The sequence below is a fragment of the Streptomyces sp. NBC_01485 genome, assembly GCF_036227125.1.
In the GTDB taxonomy this organism is placed as follows: domain Bacteria; phylum Actinomycetota; class Actinomycetes; order Streptomycetales; family Streptomycetaceae; genus Streptomyces.
Window position 1 is genome coordinate 160,581 of record NZ_CP109435.1, and the last position, 23,230, is coordinate 183,810.

A 23,230-nucleotide genomic window follows, 5' to 3' on the forward strand; every position below is an offset into this window, starting at 1 on the left:
CCACGAAGACGTGCGCATGCTTCTCGGCGCGTATGTGCTGGGCGGTCTCAGCGAACCCGACCGCCGTGTCGTCGAGGCCCACCTGCCCACCTGCGACGAATGCCGGGACGAGCTCGCTCGCTCGGCACCCCTGCCGGGGCTGTTGCGGCGGGCTCCAGGGACGTACGCGCAGCAGGTCCTGTCCGCCGAGTCGGAACCGCAGTCTCCCTCAGCCCCCGCGGAAGGCTCGCTCGATGACCTGCTGGCGCGTGTACGCGAGACCGACACCGTGCGCCGCCGCAGGGTCCGGTGGCACTGGCTGACGCTGGCGGCGTCGCTGATCGTCGTGGCGGGACTCGCGGTGAGTCTGCTGATGCCCTCCGGGTCGGGCGGCCCAAGCGATCCGAGCAGCAGGTTCAACGCCGCCGCGGGATACGCCGTCGCCGGTCGCGCCACTCTCACGGCCAAGCCGTGGGGAACCGAAGTCAGCCTCGACGTGACCGACCTGCCGGCGATGGGCCCCTTCACCATGCAGGTCGCCGCGGACGACGGCCGCACCGAGCAGGCAGCCACTTGGGCGGCGACTCCCACGGCCACCGCCAGGGTGACCGGAGCCAGTTCCGTCCGGTTCGATGACATCCGGTCTCTGGTCATCATGGACCGCGCCGGCAACGTACTGGCCACCACGCGTCCCTCCTGAACCGCTCTCGGGCGTCGACGCGTAGACCTGGACGGGCGGACGAAGCGCCGTCGCCCCCGGGGCACTGCACTACGCGGACTGCTCAGCGTGCGACGGCGGGACGGCTTGGCGGGTATGCCCATGTGACGGCATCCGCTGGAAGCGCGCACGAGTGACGACTGACGCGCCCGGGGGAATCGGCAGGCCCGGTGCACGACACCGGCGGTACGGGCACGCCCCGCTCCGGCAGCCGAGCTCGAAGGCCGCATGGCCCCCGGCCTCCACCCGGAGCGCGGCGCGGACCTGCCATGGCTCCGATGAGTACGGCCCGGCCGGTGACCGCGACCGGGCGCCGCACACGCACGGGAGGAACGACGTGACCCGGGTCGCAGAGCGGCCGCAAGGTTCTTTCGCGGCCTTTCAACACGCGCGGTGGGCCGCGCGTATCCCCTGATGAACACGTCTTCTCCGGAATTGGGGACCACCATGGCAGTGTGGCGCGGAACGCATGTGGGTGACCGTGGCTGTGAGCGGTAGTCCCCTGCGGTGGTTACGCCGACGTTCCGGGCCGACGGACTCGGAACCTGCCGGGCTGAGGACCGAGCGCGAGGTGCGGGCGGCCTACGAGCTCTATGGCGAGGAACTGTTCGGGTTCGCCTGCAAGGCACTGGACGACCGGCAGCTCGCCGAGGATGTGGTGCAGGAGACCTTCGTCCGTGCCTGGCGGTCGCCCCGGGGCTTCGATCCGGACCAGGGCAGTATGCGGACCTGGCTGTTTGCCATCGCACGCAACGGGGTGGTGGACGCCATGCGGAGGCGCAGGGTCCGTGAGGGACCTGGTCACTCGTCGTGGGATGCCGTGTCCGAGTCACCGTCGGCGTTCGACCCGGTCGATCAGCTTCTCGAGCGCATTCAGCTGGGGGAGGCACTGGATCGGCTGAGCCCGCAGCACCGGGAGGCGGTGGTGGAGGTGTATTTCGGCGGCCGTACCTGCGCCGAGCTGGGCGAGGAGCTGGGCGTCTCAGCTTCCACCATGCGCAGCCGGCTGTACTACGGCGTGCGCGCTCTGCGTCTCGTCCTGGAGGAGAACGGGTGGCTGGCATCATGAATCCGAATCAGGAATGCTTCTCCTTCCGTCCGTTGCTGGCCGAGCGACTGCTTCTCGGGATGCCCCTGACGGAGGATCTGTCCCGGCATCTCGACCGGTGCCCGGAGTGCTCCCGCGAGGTGCCCGAACTCGGTGATGTGGTGCGGACACTGCGTCGGGCAGACCCACTTCTCAGCCTGGCGACCGCACGAACCGCCGCGACCGATGGCCGGCCCTCGAAGGACCTCGGTGACCGGATCCGCCGAGACGTCGCTGGAGCGGGAGCTGCCCGGCCCAGGCGCCGGCGGCGGATCGCTCTGGGGGTCGCTGGTGCCTTCCTGGCGGCGGTTGCGGTGGTCGTCCCACTCGCGGCACGACAGGATCAGGCACCTGCTGCATCCGTGGCACTGGTCCGCCAGGGCCAGATGGTCACTCGCCCCTGGGGCACCGAAGTGCCGGTGGCGTTGTCCGGGCTGCGGTCGGGAGAGACCTACCGCATGATGACCGTCAACGCCGCCGGCGCACGGACTTCCGGCGGCAGCGTGCGGGCCGCGACCGACGAACCGGTCTCCACTCGCATGGTGACCGCGATGCGCCGGGACACCATCACGGCTCTGATCGTGGAGGACGAAGAGGGCCGGGTCGTGGCCCGTGTTCCCGTGAAGCCACCCCCAACGGCCTGACGGCCGACACACATACTTCCTGCCGCTGGATTCCCCTGGGCGATCAGGCGATCCGTCATGCCAGAAACACCGGAACCATGGAGAAGAAGAATGTCTTCTGCGCGTCGTGCCACATGGATGCTGATTGCCGCACTGGGGGTGGGAGGCGGAGCGCTGACTGCCACTTCCATGGCGCAGGCCAGCCCCGAACCTGCTACCTCCAAGGCCACTGCAGCGCTCCGCCACCAGCCGGTTCCCGTCTCCGGCCGGGACCGCGTCTACACGGCCGATCAGTCGTCCAACACGGTGTCGGTGATCGATCCCTCGACCAACAGGACGCTGGGCACGATCAAGCTGGGCGACCAGCGCGTGGGCGGCACCCTGAGCCCGCAGTACCTCGGCGACGTCGGGGTGCACGGCCTGGCGTTCTCGCCGGACCGCCGGCGGCTTGCGGTGGTGAGCGTCACGAGCAACACGGTCGACATCATCGACACGACCACGAACAAGGTCGTCAGCACCACCGACGTCGGCCGGGCCGCCCACGAGGGCAGTTTCACCGCCGACGGCAAGCAGTTCTGGGTCGCGAACCGGGGCCGGGGCACGGTCACGGTCGTCGACGCCGTGCGTGGCGGAGTCGTCGCCAACCTGCAGGTCGGCGAGGGCCCGTCGAAGGTGCTGATGAGCCCCGACGGCAGGACGGCGTACGTCAACCACATCAGCAAGCCCGAGATCACCGTGATCGACGTTCAGTCACGCAGGATCAAGGACCAGATCACCGGACTCGGTGACATCTTCTCCTCCGACCAAGCGATCTCGCCCGACGGAAAGGAACTGTGGGCGGCGCACAAGCGTGCCGGCAAAGTTTCCGTGGTGGATCTCGTCCACAACAAGGTCGCCAGCGTCCTCACCACCGGACCCGACACCAATCACCCCCAGTTCGCCGACATCCGCACCGGTAAGTACGTCTATGTGACCATGGGCGGGCTGGACGAGACCTGGGTCTACAGCCGCACCGGGGGTGCCCCCACCCTGGTCGACAAGATCAAGAACAATGGGCACGCCCCGCACGGCGCCTGGGCCAGCGGCGACGGCTCCCGGCTGTATGTCGGGCTGGAGAAGTCCGACGCGGTGGACGTCATCGACACCGCCACCAACAAGGTGACCGACACCATCAAGACTGGGCAGGAGCCGCAGGCCGTCGTCTACGCGCCCCGGGCCGCTGCTGCCGGCAACGCCTCCAACCTCGGTCGCCAGGGGCTCGACCAGCAAGCCCGCAACGTCCCCACCGTCCTGCCGGACGGCACAGCCGGCGACACCCTCGACCCGGAGAAGGGCCGCGTCCTGGAGGCCACCATCCGCCCGCTGAGCGGACTCGACATGATCCAGATCCAGGCACGCCGGCTCCGTCCCAACACCGTCTACCAGGCATACTCCGTGGGTAGTGACGGCCGTAAGAACCCCGTCCTCTCGTTTCCCACCGACGCCAACGGCAGGACTCCCATGGCGCTCGCTTTCGGGGCCTTCGACGGTCGGAGCATCTCGATCCAGGTCAAGGGTGAGGCGACCCCGGTCCAGAAGGCGGCTTTCGCCGCTCAGGGTGCTGTGCACGGCCACGGTGTGAAGACCGCCGACCTCCTGTACTGCGACTGCTGCTGATCCCGGCACTGAACCGAGAGGACATTCCCATGCCCTGCCGCACTCGCCGGCACATCGCTTCTTTGATCACCGTCGCCGCCAGTGCGGCGGGAGCAGTCCTGCTCTCAGCCGGGCCCGGCGCGGCACATATCCGGGTCATCGGCGATGTCATCCCCGGAAAGCCCGCCACTCTCCAGTTCCGCGTCCCCAGTGAGCTGGCCGACGCCACCACGGTCCGTATCGCCGTCGCCGTCCCACCGGAAATCGCGGTCACCGCGGTGCCGACACCCGACGGATGGACCGAGCAGACCATTGCCGGGTCCACTGGCCAGGGCCTCCGACTGGTCTGGACGGCCGAGGCCGGCCACGAGATCAGACCCGCCGACAGCCGGATCTTCAAGGTGAAGGTCGGACCCATTCCCGATCAGTACTCCGTCACCTTCAACACCGAACAGACTTACTCCAACGGCACGATCGCCACATGGAACGAGAAGCAGACCGGCAGCAAGGAACCAGAATTCCCGGCACCGGTCCTCGTCATCGATCCGGATGCCGGCCCCCCGCCCGGCTCCGCCGGTGACTCCCCGCAGCCGGCCACCACAGAATCGCCCGCACCGGATGCGGGGCCCACTCCTGCGCCGTCCGTCGCCGCAGCGCCCGCCGACTCGGCCGCCGCCGGGCAGACGGGGCCATCCGCCGGTCTGCTGACGGTGATCGGGGCAGGAATGGTAGCGGTGGCCACGATCGCTGCCGCCGCGGTGCGCCAACGGCGCAGGAGGAACGGGATGTTGCGCTCGTAACGCCCGACCGTGGCCGGTGCCCGACGCGTGCGCGTCAGCGCCGCACTGGACGAGAACGACTACCTGGCGCGTGCTCACCAAGACCGAGCGCAAGGCCATCATGCAGCGGGGCAGGCGTGACGCCTTCCACGGCGAGTGAAACCGCATCCTCCGTGATCAGCGGTCACACCGAGCGTCTCACGGTCCCGGCAACACCGGTTGAAACCATCCCCGATCGTCCCGCTGTCAGTGGCCACTGGCACAATCAGCGGTCAAGTCGACTGAAACGAGGGTGTGTTCAATGAAGGTGCTCGTCAGTGGTGAGGTGCATGTCGATTACGGCCAGGTCTTTGTGGAGAGCGGCGGGGACGAACACGACCTGCACGACGCCTTCACCGGGCAAGATGGTGTCGGGCTCTGTGGGGGCGGGACGGACGGGGCGCTGTTGCTCCTGACCGGTCTGCGCATCGGTGGCGTCGGCTTCACCGTCGAGCTGCATGACAGCCGGCCTGAGCTGGATGAGACCTGGGAGGAGATTGTCGAGATCCCGTTCCGGCCGGTGTCGGATGAGACGAAGCTGCGCCAGTGGGACGGAAAAAGCTCGTGGGAGTTGGGACTGGAGGAGCGCGATTATCGCGTGCGGTATTCCGCCACCGCCATGGATGCCGGCAATGGTAGGAATGTCCGGGAGGACGACGAGCCTCCGACTGATGACCGGTATCTGCTGCAGTTCTGGCCTGCCCCGTCCGAACCGGCCCGGCTGCTCAAGCAGACCAGCGTCGTAGCCGGGAACTGGCACCGCTTCGCCACGTCGCCCGTGGGCTGACCGGCCTGAACGGACCCGCCGCCGAATGCCAGGTGCGGATCAGAGCCTCGAAGACAATCCCGTCTGCCTCGCCGCCCCAGCCCCGCAGCATGGCCCCGCCCGAGACTCCGTACGCCCGCGGCGGCGGACCGGTGGACCTGGCTGATCATCGCCGCCCACACCCAACTCCGCCTGACCCGACCGCTGGCCGCCGACCTCCGCCGCCCCTGGGAGAGGCCGGCCGAGCTCGGTCGTCTCACCCCGGCCCGGGTCCGCCGGGGGTTCAGAACCTCCGCCCGCATCTCGCATGCCCGGCTCATGCGCCGAAACCCAACCGGCCCGACCCCGGACGCCCGCTCGGATCGAAGAACCGGCATCCCGCCACCCGCTACGACGTGGGCAAAACGACCAGACGCCCCGGCACAGATGCGGCAGCCCGTCGGGGCCCGGGTGGTGGGCGAAGTGGCAGACCCGGTCGGTGTAGAGCCTCGTCGTCAGCTGGATGCCGCAGCCTCCAAGCAGCAGCCCGCACCAGAACGTGTCGTTCTCATGCCGACGGCGGAAAGCATCCAGCTCGATCGCCTCGAGCGGCAGCATCAAAGGCTCCTCCGAGGCCGAGCTGCCCAGAACCGCCGTCTGAATGTGACGCCTGTCACGGCGCACGAACCCCCGCCTTCCGTCCCAACTCATCGTGCCACTGGAGGCGTTGACCTCACAGACCATCACTGTGATCAAGCCGTCGTGCGCAGCGACCAAGGTTGCGTAGCAGATGCCGCCGTATCGGCCTCCGGGCGGGCCGTTCCACCCGTGCCCCGCGCAGCGCAAGGGCACGTGCGGCCTCCACCGCGCGGCCAGCACGTAGTCCCAGCCGCAGGCGGGCTGCCGGAGCGGAACTCGCGTGGACCAAGCCTCCGGGTGTGTGGCCCGCTCGATCGTGCCGTGCGGTCGATGCGCTGTCCCGGCCGGTCGGACGGGCGGATCAGCGCAGTCCGGCGAAGAGATCGTTCTCGGGTACGGCCGCGCCGGTGGCGTCCTGGACACGTACGAAGGTCTCCATGCCCATCAACTCGCCGAACCTCTCCTTGCCCATCTTGAGGAAGAAGATGTTCTCGCCCTGACTGGCGTGCGCGGCCAACGCGTCGAACTTCTGACCGCTGAACGCGGTGGTGTCCACCCACGTGGTGATCTCATCGTCGGGGAGGCCGATCTCGGCCATCGCGGCGGCCTCGGCAGGATCCGGCTCCGGCATGTCCTCATGAAACTCGCGCATGATCTCGCCGAACCGCTGCATCCCCGAGCGGGGCATCGTGGTCCAGTACACCTTCGGTGTCAGCGCGGTCATCTCCAGCGCCGCCATCGTGATGCGGTGGGCCTGGATGTGGTCGGGGTGGCCGTAGAAGCCGTTCTCGTCGTAGGTGACGACCACATCAGGTCGGTAGTGCCGCATGAGTTCCGCGAGTCGGGCCGCGCCTTCCTGCACGGGGGTCTGCCAGAAGGATCCGGGGGCGTCGTTGCTCGGCCAGCCCGTCATCCCGGAGTCGGCATAGTCCAGCATCTTGAGATCGCTCACCTTCAGGACGTCACAGCTCGCCTCAAGTTCTTGACGGCGCATCAAGGCGACCGCCGCCGGATCGTGCCCGGGGTCGCCCGGCTTGACACCCCCCGGCCCGTCACCGCAACCGCCGTCGGTACACGTCACGAGAACCGTGCGGATGCCTTCCGCCGCGTACCGCGCGAGGACCCCTCCGGTTCCGGTCGCCTCGTCGTCGGGGTGGGCGTGTACTGCCATGAGCGTCAAGGGCCGGTCAGTCATGAAACAGTCCTCCTGCAGAAATACGTCTTGGTCCAAGTAGCGCGGCTGGCATACCGCGATCCGGGGGCCCGGATCCTGGTGGGGCGGACGACCTTGTGGTCTCCGTGTTCCCCGCCTGTGCGGCGCCGGTCCCTCGGTCGATGCAACCGTGCCGGCCAGACCGACTGTTCCCGGCGCGGCCAATTGTCCTTCCAGGCGTCGGCGTTTCAACGCGAACGAGGTACAGGCACGACCTGCATGTCCTGTCGAAGTGCAACTGGCAGACAGCGGTTCGCTGACCTGCCAGGTGGTTTGAGAACCCTGATGGTCGGTGTTCTCAAACGACTTGGCTGTTGCGGAAATCTCGTTCGCGATAGAGGCAGAAGCGCCGGTAGAGCGGGTCCCGGGTTCCAAGGGCGGTGTAGATCCGGGTGAATCGTCGGCTCAGTCTGCTGTCGTGGCGAGGTAGAGGACTTTGGGGTCGATGATGTGGGTCGGCTGGGTGAGGATCAGGTTCGCCAGCACCACGATCTCGCGAAACGCCGCGAGGTGAGAGCGTGTCAGGATGCCGGGGACACGAACCGCCAGCACGTCGACGGGCAGGAGCCAGCCATGATCAGCGGTGCACATGTCATCCTCTACAGCCAGGACGCCGAGGCGGACCGCGCCTTCATCCGTGACGTCCTCGACTTTCCCGGCGTCGACGCGGGCGGCGGCTGGCTCATCTTCAAGCTGCCCCCGGCCGAGGTGGCCGTGCACCCGACCGACGGTCCGCCGCAGCACGAGTTCTTCCTGATGTGCGACGACCTTGATGCCCAGCTCGGCGAGTTCCGCGCGCAGGGCGTCGAGATCACCCGTCCGGTCAGCGAGCAGCGCTGGGGCAAACTGACTGCGATCCGGCTCCCCAGCGGCGCCGAACTCCCGCTGTACGAACCGCTGCACCCCATCGCCCACAGCCTGTGACCCACAGCACTCAGCTCAGCGTGACGAATCTCAGGGTGGCCGCAGAGCTTTTTCGGTGGCGCCGCCACAGCAGGGAGGCCGTCCGCATGGGGATCACGTTCGTAGCGGTTCGTAATAGTTCGTAACAGTTCGGCCCAACGCGCGACCCGGTTCCGTCGGCCCCGCACAGCATGTCTGACATCGCTCGGATCGAGCTGGGGTCGAAGATTCACGCCACCGCCTCAGATGTCGGGCGGTACGTGCGGATGCTGACCGAGGACCTGGCCGTAGCCGGTGACTGCGTACGCAAGGCGGCGCGGCCGTGCGTAGATCGATGGAGTCCCTCGCGGACCGAGCGGTGCTCACTGAACGTGTGCGGGGCACCCGACTGGTACACGATCGGCGAGGCGCTGGGGATCAGGGCTGCGGACGCGGAAGCCCGGTGGGGCGATGCGGAAACAAGGTGGCGCCAAACCAGCCGTGCGCAGGCCATCTACCGGTGGAACCCCGTCGATCTTCCTGGCGCGCAACGACACCGACGCCCTCCCCGAACACAACGTCGGCCTTCACGACCACAACGGGTCATGAAGGCCGACGTCAGGTTCGCCCTCAGGAGTCGCCAACGGTTACCCGGCCGGGGTGTCCCTGCTTGCCGAGGGCGCCGGACGGGCGCGGCGCAGCCGGGACGGTGTCCGCCGGTTCAGCCGGTGGCCGCGACCGCGTCCCACAGCGCGCGGTGGTGGGCGGAGGTGAAGTCACCGGCCGGGCGCGGGCCGCCGGCCGACGCGGTCCGAAGGACCATCACCTCGCCCGGCCGGACGCGCTGGTCGGCCATGTCGGGGAGGCCGGGGGCACGGGGGACTCCGTGTGCGACGAACGACGACCAGCACTGGATCATCTGCCGGGACAGCTGCCGCTCCTCGGCGTTGAACGGCGCCTCGCGTCCGTTGTGCCGGAAGAGGTACTGGAGGTCGTTGGTGTGTGTGGCCCCGAAGTCGTAGTCGGTGCTCTGGTCACGGAGATTCTCGGCGGGCGGACCGGTCACGTCCGCGAACTCGTACTGATACACCGGGGCACCCTGGGCGAGTTGCAGGCTCACCCGGGCGGTCGGACAGGAATAGTCCCGGAGATCGGCGGCGTACGGAACGCCGAGGAACTGCCGCCCCTCGACGGTCGCCTGGCCCCGGAGCGGGCCGGTGGTGGTCTGTATCACCGGGGACCTGCCCAACGCGGTCCGCGCAGGATCGGCGACAGAGGCAGAGGCAGGGGTGAGCACAGCCAGCAGGGTCGCGAGACACGCTACGGATGCTGTGCGAGGGGCTCTGAACATGGGGGGTGTCCTTCCACCGCTCGACGTACTGCAGTTGTGCAGTAAGCAGCACTGAAAGGAAATTGAAGTCTCAAGGTCTTGTGTTCGAAAAAGCGGAACTGCCCACTCGCCGGGAGAGCGACTGGTTCCAGGTGTTGCCGACGGACACCGTCGACGGCGCCAGCTCGGCCGCCCCCTTGTTGCCCACGGCGCGGTTCCCCCTCGGAGCCGCGCCTTGCCCGTGGCGAAGAAGAAACCAGTGCTGGCGCAAACGGTATTGCGGTGAAGGGCACCGGTGTTGGCGTTCTCCCGTCAGATCCGCCGCGTGGTCCGTCGGGTAGTGGCTGTCCCGGGCCTGCGAGGACCGGCCGTGCCGCGCAGGTCCACGGCGATGACCCGGTGCTCGGCGGCGACGGGGCGAGTTGCATGGCCCAGTCGTGTGAGTCGCAGGTCCCGCGCCGTGGGTGAGCAGGGCGGTCTCCCGGCCCTCGCCCTCGTCGGGGTAGAAGATCCGGCCGTTGTCGATGTTCGTGCACGCCACCGCCGTGCTCCTCGAAACGGTGATGAACGGCGGCCGTGGCCGTGGCCGAGGCCGAGGCCGCCAGAGGCGGAGCCTGGGCAGGGCGGTGTGGAAGAAAACTGCGCGATGTGTGGAGCAGCCCTGGCGCCCGCGGAAATCCGGGGCGAGGCGTCGGGCGTCGTACGGCGACCCGGCGCAGTCACTCTTTCTGCACATCCACCGGCCTACGATTCGGCGCGGGCCGGGGGATGTGCCGTCCGCGCAGCCCGCGTACGGGCAGGCGGGCTCAGGAGGTTGCGGTGTCACGGCAGGTGCCCTTGGTCTGCCCGGAAGAGCCGGACGGCTGCCGCACGACCGGCGAGGCACGGGCACAGGCGCGCTCCGGCACGGTGGTCCGGATCCGCTGCCGGCGCTGCGACGAGAACCTCACCGTCCGGCACCGGGCGACGCTCGTGGCCGAAGACGGCCCGGGCAGCGTCGAGAGCTGCCCCCGGTTCGGCAGCGCCCGCGGCCTGGTCGGCGAAGAGGCGACGCTCACCGGTCCGCTGCTGCGTGTCGGCAAGGAGGACGTCCCGGTGGTCGACGCTCCCCGGGGCCGGGCGGCCATGGAGGGCCGCGCGGTCATCGGCACGGCCCGGACCGCCGCGGCGGCCCGGTTGACCGGATCGCCGGCCATGCGGGGCAGCCGGGTCACCAACCCGGGCGGCGCCGGGATCGTGGACCTGTCGCCGGGAGGCAGCGTGATCGAGGACTGTGTGGTCGTAGGCCTCGGGTCCTGCGCCGTCGTCATCGGCGAGCAGAGTCGCTCCGCCGTCCAGACCCGCCGCCTGCGCGACACCCGCGGCAACGGCGTCCTGGCCGAACTCGGCGTGCTGCGCTCCGGGCACACGGTGGCCGCCGACGCCGGCCGCCCCGCGGTCGTACGTCGACGCGCTGCCGCGCGACCGCTCGTTCGGCAGCGCCCGTACCACCCGGCAACTGCTCCAGGAGACGACCACACGTCAGGCCAGGAGGCTCGGCGCCCTGGCCGCGCCCGGCATCGACGACCTGCGGCAGCTGCTCCCCGAAGACCTGCCGGGCGGACCGCGCCCGGAGACCGGAAAGGCCGAGATCACATGACCACCAGCTACCGCGGCGGCGAGGGCCGCCCGCCCGAGCCGGCCCCCGGGCCGACCCCGAACCCGCTGCCGTACCACGAGACCGGGGCGAGCCGGGGACATGCCCCGGGCACGTCTTCGGCCATCGGCGGACCCCGCGCCGTACCGGCCCCCTTCCACCCTGCCCCCTTCCACCCGGCCGCCGCCCGGGCCGCGCACGTCGCCGGGACGGTCCCCGCCGAGGACTCCCCAGCACCGGAGCCGGGGGAACCGGACACCTTCGGTCCCCCCGGCTCCGGCGCTCCTCCCGTACGGCTGCCGCCGCGCGTCGGCAAACCCGCGCTGGCCGGGGCTGTGCTGCTGCTCACGCTGGTCAGCGGTACGGCCGTGCCGCTGGCCGGCCCCGCCCTGCTGCTCAGCGTCTCGGCCGCGCTGTCGGGCCTTTCGGGGAACAGCGTGGAAGACAGGTCGGACAACGCGCGGACCGTAGGCGAGGACGCCGGCACCTCGGTCACGGGGGACAAAGCCTCCGGCGAGCCGACGGCATCAGGAAGTGCTACACCCCCGGCGAAGACACACGACGAGAAACAGGCGACCGGCCGACCAGCATCCCCTGCCGCGTCCCCGTCGGGAAAGTCCGGCGACGCCCACCCGAAGCAGACCTCCGCCGCCGCCCCTCCGGCGACCACCCCGGAGCCCTCCACCCCGACGACCGTCAAGCAGTGGACCAACCTGACCGTCCACGGCACCAGCGTGCTCACACCCGGCCAGTCCTGGCGCTCCGACCGGACCACCCTGGCCATGACGGCCGACGGCGACCTCGTCATCCGCGACGAGAACGGCATGGTCCGCTGGTCGGCCGGGACGGCCGGGAGAGGCTACAAGACCGTCTTCCAGGGCGACGGCAACTTCGCCGTCTACACCAAGGACGACGTCACCGCCTGGTCCACCCGGACCGAAGACCACAACGGCGCCGGCCTGGTGCTTCGGGCGGACGGCGACGTCGTGATCGTCTACGGCGATACGACGGTGTGGTCCGCCGGCACCGCTCACTGACCCCGGCCCCCCGGCCCGCCTCAATTGTCCGTCCGCGCCTCTGTGCCCGAGCCCATCAGCGCGGCGGCGAGGTCAGCGGCCGAAGACCGGCCGTCCGGTTCCGCAGCTACGGACTGGGCTGTCACGGAGCCACCGGCGGTCCCGACCGGAACGGCGGGCAGGGGCGGCGTCCCCTCGATCTGCTCCCGCTCTTCCTGAATCTCCTTCTCGGGGCCCTGGGCAGCCGGCCGTTCTCCGCGCGCAGCCTCGCCCAGCAGCAGGCTGATCAAGTGGCCGTACTCGGCGTCCCCCATGCGGCCGCTGAAGCCGTAGGAAGCGGCATTCGGTTCCAACTCCTTGCCGGTAACGGAGGTCGACGGGCGGATGCCGAAGGTGTAGCCGCCCTTGCGGCAGAAGGTCGACGCCAGGTTCGCCTGCGTGGCCGCCGGGGAAATGGCGCCGGGCTGCACGTCGGGTCCTTCAGCGCCCCCGTGCTCATGGCGGTAGTGGCAGGAGCACGCGGCCGGCTGCTGCTGCGCGGTGTACGTCTTCTGCGGGCCAGCCCCCACGGCGATCGCCCGCCCGGCACCCCCACCAGAGGCGGCCGTCCCCGATAGGCCCGCTGGGCAGTCTTCAGCGGTCGTGATCAACACTTGATGCATCTATCCGACGGGTTCGTGGAACTGGGCACTCCGGGGAGAACTGAGCCGCCGTTGACAGCCGGGAGACGCGCGTGTCGGGGCTGGTCGCCGCGGCTTGCAGGAATCGCTCGTATGTCCGCAGCAGTTGGTGGATGAAAGCGGCCTTGTACCGGTCCGGGGCGTATTCGGCGGACAGCGCGACCGTGGCGTCGTCGGTTTCCTCCACTCGGATCGTGAGCTCGAACTTCGGCTGGATGCCGTCGATCGGGCGCTCGGCGACCAGGCAGCCGGGCAGTTCCAGCACGCCGGTCGTGCCGGGCGGGTGGTGGGCGAGGTTCACCTGTCCGACCGGTGACCGTCTCGGGTCATGGGGTGGGCCGAGCCCGCGCACCAGGTGCTCGAACGGCAGGTCTTTGTGGTCGTAGGCGTCGGCGGTCGCCCTCGCGACCCGGCTCAGCAGTTCCCGGACGTCAGGATCTCCGGTGAGGTCGGCGCGGAGGCAGACCGTGTTGACCAGAAAGCCGAGGATGTTCGCCACCTCGGGCTGCTCGCGACAGGCCACGGCGAGTCCGATCAGCAGCCGGTCCTGCCCGCTGTGGTGATGCAGGACAAGGGCGAACACCGCGGCCAGCACCGTGAACAGCGTCCGTCCTTCGCCGCGTGCGAGCGATCGCGCCGCGTCCACCGAAGCCGGGGCCAGCGGGCGGTGGGCGCGTCCGGCCTGCGACGCGGGGGTGAGGCAGGGCCGGATCACTCCGCCTCTGCCGTCCTGCGGCGGGCCCGCCGCCGGCATGCGGCGCTCCGCCAGGTGCACCGTGAGCGGGACGCCGGAGAGTTCCTCCCGCCACCAGTGCGCAAGGCAGGCCTCCCGCCGAGGTGTCAGCCGGTGCGCCTGCCAGGCGGCCCAGTCGGCGTATTGGACGGGCAAGGGGAGCAGCGCGGGAACCTCGCCGCGCACCGCCGCCCGGTACGCCTCGCCGAGTTCGCGGAAGAAGACCTGCAACGCCCACCCGTCGGCGGCGAGCAGGTGCAGCGAGAAGACCAGCAGGTGCCGGCCGGTACCCAGCCGCAGGGCCCACGCCCGAAGGAGCGGACCGTGTTCCAGGTCGAATGGCCGTGCGACGAGCGCCGGGATCCGACGCGTCGCGTCCGATCCGGCGCCGTCCGCCGCCAGGTCGGCGAACCGCACCGGGACGTGCCCGGACGGCATCACCCGTTGATGACCGGCAGCGGCCGGGAACACGGTACGCAAGGGTTCGTGCCGCGCCACCAAGGTGTCCACCGCGGCTTGCAGCGCGACGAGGTCCAGCCCGCCGCTCACGTGGAAGCACCGGTGCGAGCTGTGCACGAACCCGGTGGCGTCGAGAGCGTGCAGGCGGACCAGTCTGCGCTGCCCGAAGGACAACGCGAACACATCGCCCCCGTCATTTTCCGGCATACGGCTACGAGTTCCTGCGCGATGCCCTGCGCGATGCCCGCGGCAGCGGGGCGATCGCCGGGCCGGACGGCGCGCCGAGGCGCGCGGCGAGCTGCCCGACCGTCGGCCGGGTGAGGATCGCGGCCACCCGCACCTCCCGGCCCAGCTCGACCGTGGCCCGGGACGCCAGCCGCATGGCCAGTAACGAGTGCATGCCCAGCTCGAACAGATTGTCGTGCACGCCCACCCTGTCGCGGTCGAGCAGTTCGGCCGCGACTCGCGCCAGCACGGCCTCCTCCGGCGTGCGCGGTGCCACGAACGCCACGGCCGCCTGGGCCCGCGCCGCCGGCAGGCGGGCATGGTCGACCTTCCCGCCTGTCGTGAGGGGCAGGCCGTCCAGCACCATGACGACGCTCGGCACGCAGAAGTCGGGCAGGCGCTCGGCGAGAGCCGCCCGCAGCGCCTGCCCACGCGGAGCCCGGCCGGGAGACGGGACGACGTACGCGAGGATCCGGAGTTCACCTTCACCATCACCATCGCCGCCACGGTCGGTGACGACGACCGCGTCGGCCACCGTCGCCAGGTCCAGCAGCGCGAGCCGCACCTCGTTCAGCTCGACACGGAAACCGCGCACCTTGACCTGCCCGTCGCGCCGGCCGATGAACTCGACGACGCCGCCCGGCAGCATCCTGCCCACGTCGCCGGTACGGTAGAGGCGGCCGTCCGGCACCGGGCCGAACGGATCGGGCACGAACCGTTCGGCGGTGAGACCAGGGCGTCCCAGATAGCCCCGGGCGACTCCGGAGCCGCCGACGCAGATCTCGCCGAGCGCACCGGTCGGCACCACCCGCAAGCAGTCGTCGACCACGACCAGATGCGTGTTGGGCAGCGCCGTACCGATCGGCACGCCTGCCCCGGGGACATCCCGCCAGGCGTCCAGCGACTGCGCGGTGACGGCCACCGTGGTCTCGGTGGGACCGTACAGGTTGAAGACCTTGCGCACTCCGCGACGCCTCACCGCGCGGAACGCGTCCGGTGCCAGGACATCGCCGGCGACCACGAGCACGTCCAACCGGTCGAATGCGGACGGCGCCTCGTCGACGATCCGGTGGAACAGCGGCGTCGTCAGGAACGCGTGGCTGAGCCGGTGGTCCTCGATGCACCGGGCCAGCTCTCGCACATCCCAGCCCGGTGGCGCGAAGTGCACGGCCGCCCCGTTGATCAGCGAGCCCCAGATCTCCATGACGGACAGGTCGAAAGCCGGTGACGCGGCCGCGAGCACCGTCTTTCCAGGCCGCAGGTCGGCCCAGGCACAGTCGTTGAACCGATCGGCCACGGACCGGTGCTCGACCTCCACGCCCTTCGGCTGCCCGGTCGAGCCCGAGGTGTAGATGACGTAGGCCAGGTCACTCCCGTCACCGGCCGGCATCGGCACACCCGGCAGGTCCGGTCGGTCCGGCAGGTCCGGTCGGTCCGGCAGGTCCGGTCGGTCCGGCAGGTCCGGTCGGCCCAGCAGATCCGGTCGGTCCGGCAGGTCCGGTCGGCCCAGCAGATCCGGTAGGTCCGGTAGGTCCTCCAGGACCACCACCGCCACGCCCGCCGGTAGCGGGAACCGCCCGGCGAGGTCCGACGTGGTGACCACCGCGCGGGCCCGGCTGTCGGCAAGCAGCCAGGCCAGTCGGGTCTGCGGATGCCTCGGGTCCAGGGGCAGGAACGCGCAGCCCGCCTTCAGGACACCGAGTTGCGCCACCACGGCCGCCGCCTGCGGCGGCAGACACGTCGCGACCACGTCCCCGGCCCCCAGGTCCGTCGCACGCAGGTACCGCGCCAGACGATCGGCGGCGTCCACCAGGCCGCGGAAGGACAGGGGCGTGTCGCCGGATGTCACCGCGGGTGCGTCGGGCGTCTGTTCGGCCCACCGGTCGACGAAGGCTGGCAGCCAGGGCGTCGGCGCCTCCCGCTGGGGCCCGCGTCCCGCGGCGACCACTCTTTCGACGTCGTCGTCCGCGAGCAGCGGCAGCTCGGACACGGGCCTGTCCGGATCCGTCACCGCGGCGCGCAGCAGCGTTTCGTACGCCTTCAGCATGCCGTCCACGAGCGCGTCGTCGAAAACGGCGGAGTTGAACTCCCAGGCGAGGGTGACCCCGTGCAGTCGCGAGCGCCGGCCGGGGCGGACCGGCTCGGCGGACCGGGGAAGGTGAACGACGTCGCCGGCCAGCCGGGCGCTGTGTCCGGTCTCCGCGTGCCGGGGAACCGCGTACCGGGGAACCGCGTACCGGGGAACCGCGACGACCGACAGGTCGAACTTGGCCGAGCCGTTGCTCAGCCCCTCCACGACGGTCACGTCGAACGGGGCGGCGGTGACCGGGCCCACCTGGGAATCGTGGAAGCTGAACATGGCCTGGATCAGCGGATTGACCCCGGCCGCACGTACCGCCGAGGACTCCTCCAGCACCAGCTCGAACGGCAGCTCCTGATGGTCGTACGCCTGAAGCGCCATGGAGTGCACGCCGGCCAGGAACTCGGCGAACGTCGGGTCGCCGTCCAGCCGGCCGCGCAGGACCACGGTGTTGACGAACATGCCCAGCACGTTCTCGGTGTCGTGCCAGTGGCGGTTCGCCACCCCGGACCCGACGAGAATGTCCGACGAACCGGTGTAGCGGTGCAGCAGCACGAAGAACCCCGCCAGCAGCGCCGTGAACAGTGAGGTCCCCTGCTGCCCGGCGAACCGCTCCAGCGCCTGGGAGAGCCCGGCCGGTATGTCCTGCCGGGGCGCCCGGCCGCGGAAGTTCCGCTCGAGCGGCGCCGGCCGGCGGGGCAGTTGGAGCAGGGTTTCGGCACCGTCGAGCGCGGTGCGCCAGAAGCGGCGCTGCGCGGCGGCGCTCTCGCCGGCGCACCAGGCCCGCTGCCAGCGTGCGTAGTCGTAGTACCGCAGGGGCAGGTCGGTGGGCTCGATCCGGCCGCCGCGCTGGAAGTCGGCGTACCCCTGGATCAGATCCCGGACGAAGACGTTGAACGACCAGCCGTCGTGGACGATGTGATGCTCCACCTGGATGAAGACGTATTCCTCCGCACTCACCCGTAGCAGGAGCCATCGGAAGGGGCGGTCCTCGCTGAGGGAGAACGGTTGGGCGACCAGTTCGCGGACTGCCTCGCCGACCGCCGCCGGCTGGTCCGCCGGTTCGATGCCGCCGAGATCCCGCAGCGGTATCCGGACCGCCCACGGCGCTTCCACCGCACAGCGCAGGATCCCGTCCTCCACGGTGAACCGGCTCCGCAGCACGTCCTGCCTGCGGACGATCTCGGTGAGACTCGCGTTCAGCGCAGCGAGGTCCAGCTCGCCGGCCAGCCGGAGAACGGCCTGCGAGTTGTAGGCGCGGGCGTCGCCGTCGATCTCGTGCATCAGCCACACGCGCTGCTGGGCGTACGACGGAACAGGCGTGGCGTCCGGCCCGGCGGGTTGCGGGCCCCGGTCCACCGTGTCCGTGCCGTCCGCCACCAGCACGGCGATCTGCGCGACCGTGGCTCCGCGCAGGATGTCGCTCACCGCGACATTCCGGCCGAGCGCGCTGCGCACCCGCGCCGCGAACTGGGTCGCGAGCAGGGAGTTCCCGCCCAGCTGGAACAGATTGTCGTCCATGCTCACGCGGTCAAGGCCCAACAGCCCGGCCGCGATACCGGCGAGGACCTCTTCGACGGGCGTACCGGGTGCGACGTACGGTGTGCCGGCCTGGCGCCGGGGGCGCGGCAGCCGGGAGCGGTCGAGTTTGCCGCTGGTGGTCAGCGGCCACTGCGCGACGATCGTGATCAGGTCCGGCACCAGATATCCCGGCAACCGCCGAGCGAGGAGGCGCCGCAACTCGTCGCCTGACAACGAGGCGCCCGGGACCGGCGCGGCATAACCCAGGAGCCGGCCCTCCCCTTCACCCGGGGCATCCGCGAGGGCCGCGGCTTCCGCCACGAACGGAAGAGCGCGCAGCGCCGCCTCGACCTGCCCCAGTTCGATCCGGGCACCGCGGACCTTCACCTGCGCGTCCCGCCGGCCGAGGAACTCGATCGAGCCGTCGGCGCGCTGCCGTCCGACATCGCCGCTGCGGTACATCCGGCTCCCGGGTACCTCGCCGAACGGATCCGGTACGAACCGTTCGGCCGTGAGTCCCGGCTGCCCGAGATAGCCCCGTCCGACGCCGACGCCACCGATGCAGATCTCACCGGCCTCCCCGGCGGGAACTTCGCGCAACGCCTCGTCGCAGATGAAGACGTGGTAGTTGAGGATCGGGCGACCGATGGGCACCCGTTCCCCGGAGTCCGCCGCCGCGTTCCAGGTGTGCAGCGTGCTGGCCACCGTCGCCTCGGTCGGCCCGTACCCGTTGACGAACCGGTGGCCGGCTCCCCATCGCCGGGCCGTCTCGGGAACGCACACGTCGCCGATGCTCATCACCATCTCGAGATCGGTGAACCGGCCCGGCTCCAGCGTGCGCAGCACCGCGGCGGGCAGCACCGCGTGGGTGATCCGCCGGCTCAGCAGAACGCCGGCGAGCGGCTCGCCGGCGACCTGTGCATCGTCGATCGTCTCCAGGCGGCCTCCGTTGCCGAGCGCCATGAGGACGTCGAACAGCGCCGCGTCGAAGGAGGGGTGGAAGGCCTGGAGCACACGGGCCCGTGGCCCGAGCCCGCCCAGATGATCCCGCTGCGCGAGGACGAGATTGCTGACGCCTCGGTGTTCCAGCATGACGAGCTTCGGTGCGCCGGTCGATCCGGAGGTCGCGATGACGTACGCGAGATCGTCCGGTTCGACTGCTGCGGGGCGAGGGTACTCCGCCCCGCTGCCGTCCGGATCCAGCCGACTCAGGTCGAGATGCGGCAGCCCGTCCACGCACCTGTCGGAGGAGCCCGCCACGGTCAGCACCGCCCCCGCCCGTTGCGCCATGTCCGCCCGCCACGTGCGGGGATGCGCCGGGTCGAGAGGAAGGTAGGCGGCATTGGCCTTCCACACGGCCAGCGCCGCCAGCACGAAGTCGATGCCGCGGTCGAGGACAAGGGCCACCAGATCCCCTCGGCGCACTCCGCGGGACCGCAGCAGGGCGGCCAACTGGTCCGTACGACACCACAGTTCGCGGTAGGTGACCTCTCTGGTCGCACTGGCCACCGCGACCCGGTCGCCGTCGGCGAGGCAACGGTCCCGGACGATGTCACAGATCGACAGCCACGGCCCGTCCCCGGCACCCTCCGGCGCGGTCGCGAGCGGCGCCGGAACCGTCACCTCGTCGGGAGTCCGGGTCCCCCACGTCCGTTCCAGCCGAAGGCTGGACAAAAGGTGTTCGTACTCGACGCCCGTCGGTAACGCCCCTGTTGAGTCCACCCGCCCAGTCAGCCACCGCCGGCCGTCGCTCTTCCACCCGCGCGGGGGCGGGCGGGTAGCGGCGGGCAGAGAACGCTGCACTTGCGGCCTTTGTCGCGCCCGCTCATCGAACCCCCGCGCAGACTACGTGCCGGAAACCCCGTAGCCCGGTCCAGACGCCCGCGCAGGCACGGCCCTCTCGTCGACAGCCGTTCCGTCGACGCCGCGAAGACCATCACCAGCGTACGAGGAGAGTCGTGTGAAGCACGTGGATGTGTTGATCATGGGTAACGGTGTGCTCGGACTGCTACTGGCGGACGAGCTGGCCGGCAGGGGTGACCGCAGTGTCGCTGTCGTCGGACCTCGCCGTCGCGAGCGCGGCGCGAGCCAGGCGGCCGGCGCGATGCTCGGATGCTTCGCCGAGGTCACCACCGACACCCTGAGTACGGCACCAGGCAGGGCCAGGTTCGAGACGGCGCTGTCGGCACACGGCCGCTGGCCGGGATTGTTACGCCGGCTGGAGGCCACCTCGCGCACGTCGAACCCGCCGCACGGCACCCGTCCCTCGCCGCCGATCCGGGTGGCCACGGACACACACGTGCTCCTCAACACCTCCGGCAGCGCCCTGGACTCGGCCAACTTCGCCGCCATGCTGGACGCCCTTGTCAGCCACCAGGCCGACTGGGCGGAGGTGGACCCGGCAACCATCCCCGGCTACAACCCACGCCCGCACCGGCGTGCGTTACGCGCCGTCCGCCTTGCCGGCGAGGGCGCGGTCGACAGCCGACGGGTGCTCGACACCCTGGCCGTACAGGTGGAGCAGTCCGGCGTCCTCCTGGTCGACGGGACCGTCAGCGAGCTGCTCACCGCCCAGGCGGACGTGTGCGGAGTGCGCCTGGCCGACGGCCGGACCATCGAGGCCGGGACGGTCGTCGCCGCCGCCGGAGCCGACAGCCGCGCGCTCGCCGAGGATCTGCTCGCCCCACCCGAGATGATGCCGATGTTCGCCGGGCGCGGCCTCGCCGTCGTGGGTCAGCGGACACTCGGCCACCCCTTCGACAGCGTGGTGCGCACCCCGAACCGCGCCTTCGCCTGCGGGCTCCACGTCGTTCCGCTGGGCGGCGGACGCGAGTACCTGGGCGCGACCAACTCCCTCGTGCCCTCCACCGCCCGCAACCCCGCGCTGTTCGACGTCCAGTTCCTGATCGACAGCGCGATGCGGCAACTCGACGAGGGCATCGCACACCACGACGTGGCGGAGTGGCGCACCGGTCACCGGCCCGTCAGCCTCGACGGCTTCCCGTTGGTGGGCTGGTCGACCCGCCCGGGCCTGTACTTCATGACCGGCACATACCGCGACGGGTTCCATACCGGACCCGTCCTGGCCGAACACGCAGCCAACGAACTGGAGGGCAAGCCCGGCATCCTCGATCCGATGTTCTCCCCCACCCGGCTGCCGATCCGGACACGCACCGTCGAGGAGTCGGTGGCCGCCTATGTGAAGCACAGTCTCGCCGCCTGGTTCGAGACCGGCACCGAGGTCGCGGCACACGTCCCGACGGCGACCCTGGCGACCATGTTCGCCAACCGGGCGACCGCCCTGTACGACCGCCTGGGCATCGACTACGGCCTGCCGCCCGAGGTGGTGGCGTACGCGCTGTACCAGCCGGCCCACGCCGCCGGAATCTCCGCGTACTTCACCGCCATCGGCCAGTGACCGCGAGGCCTGCTCTCCAAGGTCATGGGCAGCGGGGTGGCCGGAAGAATCCGGGCGGGACGACCACCGGGGCATCGGACCCGGTGGCCCTGGCGGAGCGGCTACCGATGCCGCACGGGAGCCAGACGCCGACGGCAGCACTGTCTGCGCACACTTTGTGAACTACCGCCGGCCTACGGTCTTCCACGTGTCGGGGCAGCTGTGAGACCCCCTCGGCGCGCGTGTATGCCCGACTTCCGACAGCTACGCGGGGAGAAGAACGGTGGTTCCGCTGACCTTGGCTCTCCTGTCCGACGATCCCCTCACCAAAGAAGGTGCCGCGGCCTACTTGAGACGCCGTCCCGAGGTCCGGGTCCTGGCGCCTGCACTCCTGGCCCGAGCCGATGTGGTGGTGGTGATGGTCACCGACGTCACCGAAGACACACTTTCCTGGATGGAGCGTGCCGCGAAGGGGAGCACGAACCCCGGGATGCGCATCGTGCTGGTCGCCAACACGGTCAGCGACCTCCAGCTCATGCGCGGCGTCCACTTCGGGCTGTTCGGTGTGCTGCTCCGGCCGTACGCCGACTACGCACGGATCCTGCAGGCGGTGCAGGGCTGCCGGGCCGGCCAGGCAGCCCTGCCCCAGGAGCACGTCGCCTCCCTGATCGAGCAGGTCAGAACCGCTCAGCACAACACCCCCGGGATACGGGGCATGTTCTCCTTCGGCTTCGAGCAACGCGACCTCGACATCCTCAAGATGATCGCCGAGGGACTCGAAACCACCGAGATCGCACAGAAGTTGAACTATTCAGAGCGCACCATCAAGAACGCTCTCCACGCCATGCTCTCCCGCCTGGGCCTGCGCAACCGCGCCCACGCCGTCGCCTACGCCCTCCGCGCCGGCCTGTTGTGAGCCGTTTCAAGGGTGACCTCGCCATGGCCCGGCATCAAGATCGGAACGGTCGAGGGCCAAGGTCAGAGTCTGCGCACAAATCCTGCACACTCATCTGCTGGAATCGCATGGAAGTCACTGCCGCCATGGAGGCGAGGAGGGGATTCAAGAACGTGACCCGCCGCTGAGCCGACTGCGACTGCGACAGCGATGCCGGTGCGGGTGCGGTTCCATTCGCGCGCCCGCCTGCCATGGAGATCGGCGGAGTTATTGACTCCGCGCGTTTATGACGTGGCTGCGAAATTAGCGCGCCTTTATATCTCGCCCATCAGATCAAGGCGCATTTCCGTCCGCCTTACGAGTTCATCGTTGCGGCGGCATTGAAGGCGTTCCGGGTTCCCTGAATTGCCGGACCTTCATTCCGGGAGCGTAGCCTCCGGCGGCGGCTGAATACGCAGCCACCGATGCCCTCCGGACATGCCGGACGGGCTGTCCGCGATGCTGGGCAGCATCGCGGACAGCCCGTCTGACCTGCTGGTCAGCCCTGGCGGATGGAGCTGCAGGAGCAGAACCTGCCGCCGAAGGTGCCGCTCAGCGCCGAGGTGGTCTCGTCGCTATCGGCAGAGGTGATCTCCTGCACGTCGAGGTCGAACACATCCGTGGCGGTGTTGTTCTCCATGATGTTTCTCCTTCTTCTCTCGCGTATCGCGGAAAACGGAACCCCGGACCTTCGAATGCCGAACGGCCACTGACCGAAAGCCCGAGGGCGAAGTCAGCGTAGGTTCATTCTCTCGGGACGTCAACGCTTCACATCGGCCCCGGTTTCATGCTCCAATTACCCGGCCCCGGCCCGCCTCGGAATTCACGAGAGGGTTCGGTGCTCCAGAATTTTTCCGCACCAGCGTGCCGATGGATTGGT

Annotated in this window: 17 protein-coding genes and 1 pseudogene; 11 read left to right on the plus strand and 7 right to left on the minus strand. The window is 70.0% G+C overall.

Features of this window, described 5'->3' with window-relative positions:
• Positions 1-16: 16 nt before the first annotated feature.
• From OG352_RS00570 to OG352_RS00600, 7 genes and pseudogenes are all read left to right on the plus strand, one after another.
• A complete protein-coding gene (locus tag OG352_RS00570) occupies positions 17-679 on the plus strand; it encodes a zf-HC2 domain-containing protein (protein ID WP_329223640.1) in 663 nt (220 codons plus the stop codon).
• 589 nt (positions 680-1,268) lie between these two features.
• Positions 1,269-1,766 carry a sigma-70 family RNA polymerase sigma factor gene (locus tag OG352_RS00575; protein WP_329213140.1) on the plus strand — a complete coding sequence of 166 codons (498 nt, stop codon included), beginning with the start codon at positions 1,269-1,271 and terminating at the stop codon, positions 1,764-1,766.
• 380 nt (positions 1,767-2,146) lie between these two features.
• On the plus strand, positions 2,147-2,428 hold the full coding sequence (locus OG352_RS00580) for a hypothetical protein (RefSeq protein WP_329213143.1): 282 nt from the start codon (positions 2,147-2,149) through the stop codon (positions 2,426-2,428).
• Positions 2,429-2,596: 168 nt separating this feature from the next.
• Positions 2,597-4,063, plus strand: coding sequence for a beta-propeller fold lactonase family protein (locus OG352_RS00585; protein ID WP_329213145.1), 1,467 nt, complete (start codon positions 2,597-2,599; stop codon positions 4,061-4,063).
• Positions 4,064-4,125: 62 nt separating this feature from the next.
• Complete coding sequence (locus tag OG352_RS00590) at positions 4,126-4,842, plus strand: DUF1775 domain-containing protein (RefSeq protein WP_329213147.1); 717 nt, start codon at positions 4,126-4,128, stop codon at positions 4,840-4,842.
• Positions 4,843-5,122: 280 nt separating this feature from the next.
• Positions 5,123-5,647 (plus strand): hypothetical protein, encoded by a 525-nt coding sequence (locus OG352_RS00595; RefSeq protein WP_329213149.1) that lies wholly within the window; start codon positions 5,123-5,125, stop codon positions 5,645-5,647.
• Positions 5,648-5,737: 90 nt separating this feature from the next.
• Positions 5,738-6,045, plus strand: a pseudogene (locus OG352_RS00600) (NF041680 family putative transposase); the annotation flags it as partial.
• A gap of 560 nt (positions 6,046-6,605) precedes the next feature.
• On the opposite strand, the gene OG352_RS00605 reads toward OG352_RS00600, so the two are convergent.
• Both OG352_RS00605 and OG352_RS00610 read right to left on the minus strand, forming a co-directional pair.
• Positions 6,606-7,439 (minus strand): PIG-L family deacetylase, encoded by an 834-nt coding sequence (locus tag OG352_RS00605; RefSeq protein ID WP_329213151.1) that lies wholly within the window; start codon positions 7,437-7,439, stop codon positions 6,606-6,608.
• Between the two features lie 423 nt (positions 7,440-7,862).
• The gene (locus OG352_RS00610; RefSeq protein ID WP_329213153.1) at positions 7,863-8,048 is read right to left on the minus strand and encodes a hypothetical protein; all 186 of its coding nucleotides are present in this window, start codon (positions 8,046-8,048) and stop codon (positions 7,863-7,865) included.
• Between OG352_RS00610 and OG352_RS00615 the strand changes: the two genes are divergently transcribed.
• A complete protein-coding gene (locus OG352_RS00615) occupies positions 8,031-8,381 on the plus strand; it encodes a VOC family protein (RefSeq protein ID WP_329213155.1) in 351 nt (116 codons plus the stop codon). The genes OG352_RS00610 and OG352_RS00615 overlap by 18 nt on opposite strands.
• Before the next feature lie 679 nt (positions 8,382-9,060).
• On the opposite strand, the gene OG352_RS00620 is transcribed toward OG352_RS00615, so the two are convergent.
• Positions 9,061-9,573, minus strand: a complete 513-nt coding sequence (locus OG352_RS00620; protein ID WP_329213157.1) for a carboxylesterase family protein — start codon at positions 9,571-9,573, stop codon at positions 9,061-9,063.
• Between the two features lie 915 nt (positions 9,574-10,488).
• Here OG352_RS00620 and OG352_RS00625 point away from each other — a divergent pair.
• Complete coding sequence (locus tag OG352_RS00625; RefSeq protein WP_329213159.1) at positions 10,489-12,342, plus strand: hypothetical protein; 1,854 nt, start codon at positions 10,489-10,491, stop codon at positions 12,340-12,342.
• Positions 12,343-12,362: 20 nt separating this feature from the next.
• Here OG352_RS00625 and OG352_RS00630 read toward each other — a convergent pair whose 3' ends face one another.
• The 3 genes from OG352_RS00630 to OG352_RS00640 all read right to left on the minus strand — a co-directional run bounded on the left by OG352_RS00630 (position 12,363) and on the right by OG352_RS00640 (position 19,693).
• The gene (locus OG352_RS00630; RefSeq protein ID WP_329213160.1) at positions 12,363-12,791 is read right to left on the minus strand and encodes a hypothetical protein; all 429 of its coding nucleotides are present in this window, start codon (positions 12,789-12,791) and stop codon (positions 12,363-12,365) included.
• Between the two features lie 163 nt (positions 12,792-12,954).
• The gene (locus OG352_RS00635; protein ID WP_329213162.1) at positions 12,955-14,400 is read right to left on the minus strand and encodes a condensation domain-containing protein; all 1,446 of its coding nucleotides are present in this window, start codon (positions 14,398-14,400) and stop codon (positions 12,955-12,957) included.
• Between the two features lie 4 nt (positions 14,401-14,404).
• Positions 14,405-19,693 carry a non-ribosomal peptide synthetase gene (locus OG352_RS00640; protein ID WP_329213164.1) on the minus strand — a complete coding sequence of 1,763 codons (5,289 nt, stop codon included), beginning with the start codon at positions 19,691-19,693 and terminating at the stop codon, positions 14,405-14,407.
• Positions 19,694-19,979: 286 nt separating this feature from the next.
• Here OG352_RS00640 and OG352_RS00645 point away from each other — a divergent pair, with 286 nt between their 5' ends.
• Together OG352_RS00645 and OG352_RS00650 are read left to right on the plus strand one after the other, a co-directional pair.
• Positions 19,980-21,437 (plus strand): NAD(P)/FAD-dependent oxidoreductase, encoded by a 1,458-nt coding sequence (locus OG352_RS00645; RefSeq protein ID WP_329213166.1) that lies wholly within the window; start codon positions 19,980-19,982, stop codon positions 21,435-21,437.
• A 328-nt stretch (positions 21,438-21,765) separates the two neighbouring features.
• Entirely contained in the window at positions 21,766-22,332 is a 567-nt protein-coding gene (locus OG352_RS00650; RefSeq protein ID WP_329213168.1) for a helix-turn-helix transcriptional regulator, read from the plus strand.
• 517 nt (positions 22,333-22,849) lie between these two features.
• Here the strand turns inward: OG352_RS00650 and OG352_RS00655 are convergent.
• On the minus strand, positions 22,850-22,990 hold the full coding sequence (locus tag OG352_RS00655; RefSeq protein ID WP_329213170.1) for a hypothetical protein: 141 nt from the start codon (positions 22,988-22,990) through the stop codon (positions 22,850-22,852).
• Between the last annotated feature and the right edge of the window lie 240 nt (positions 22,991-23,230).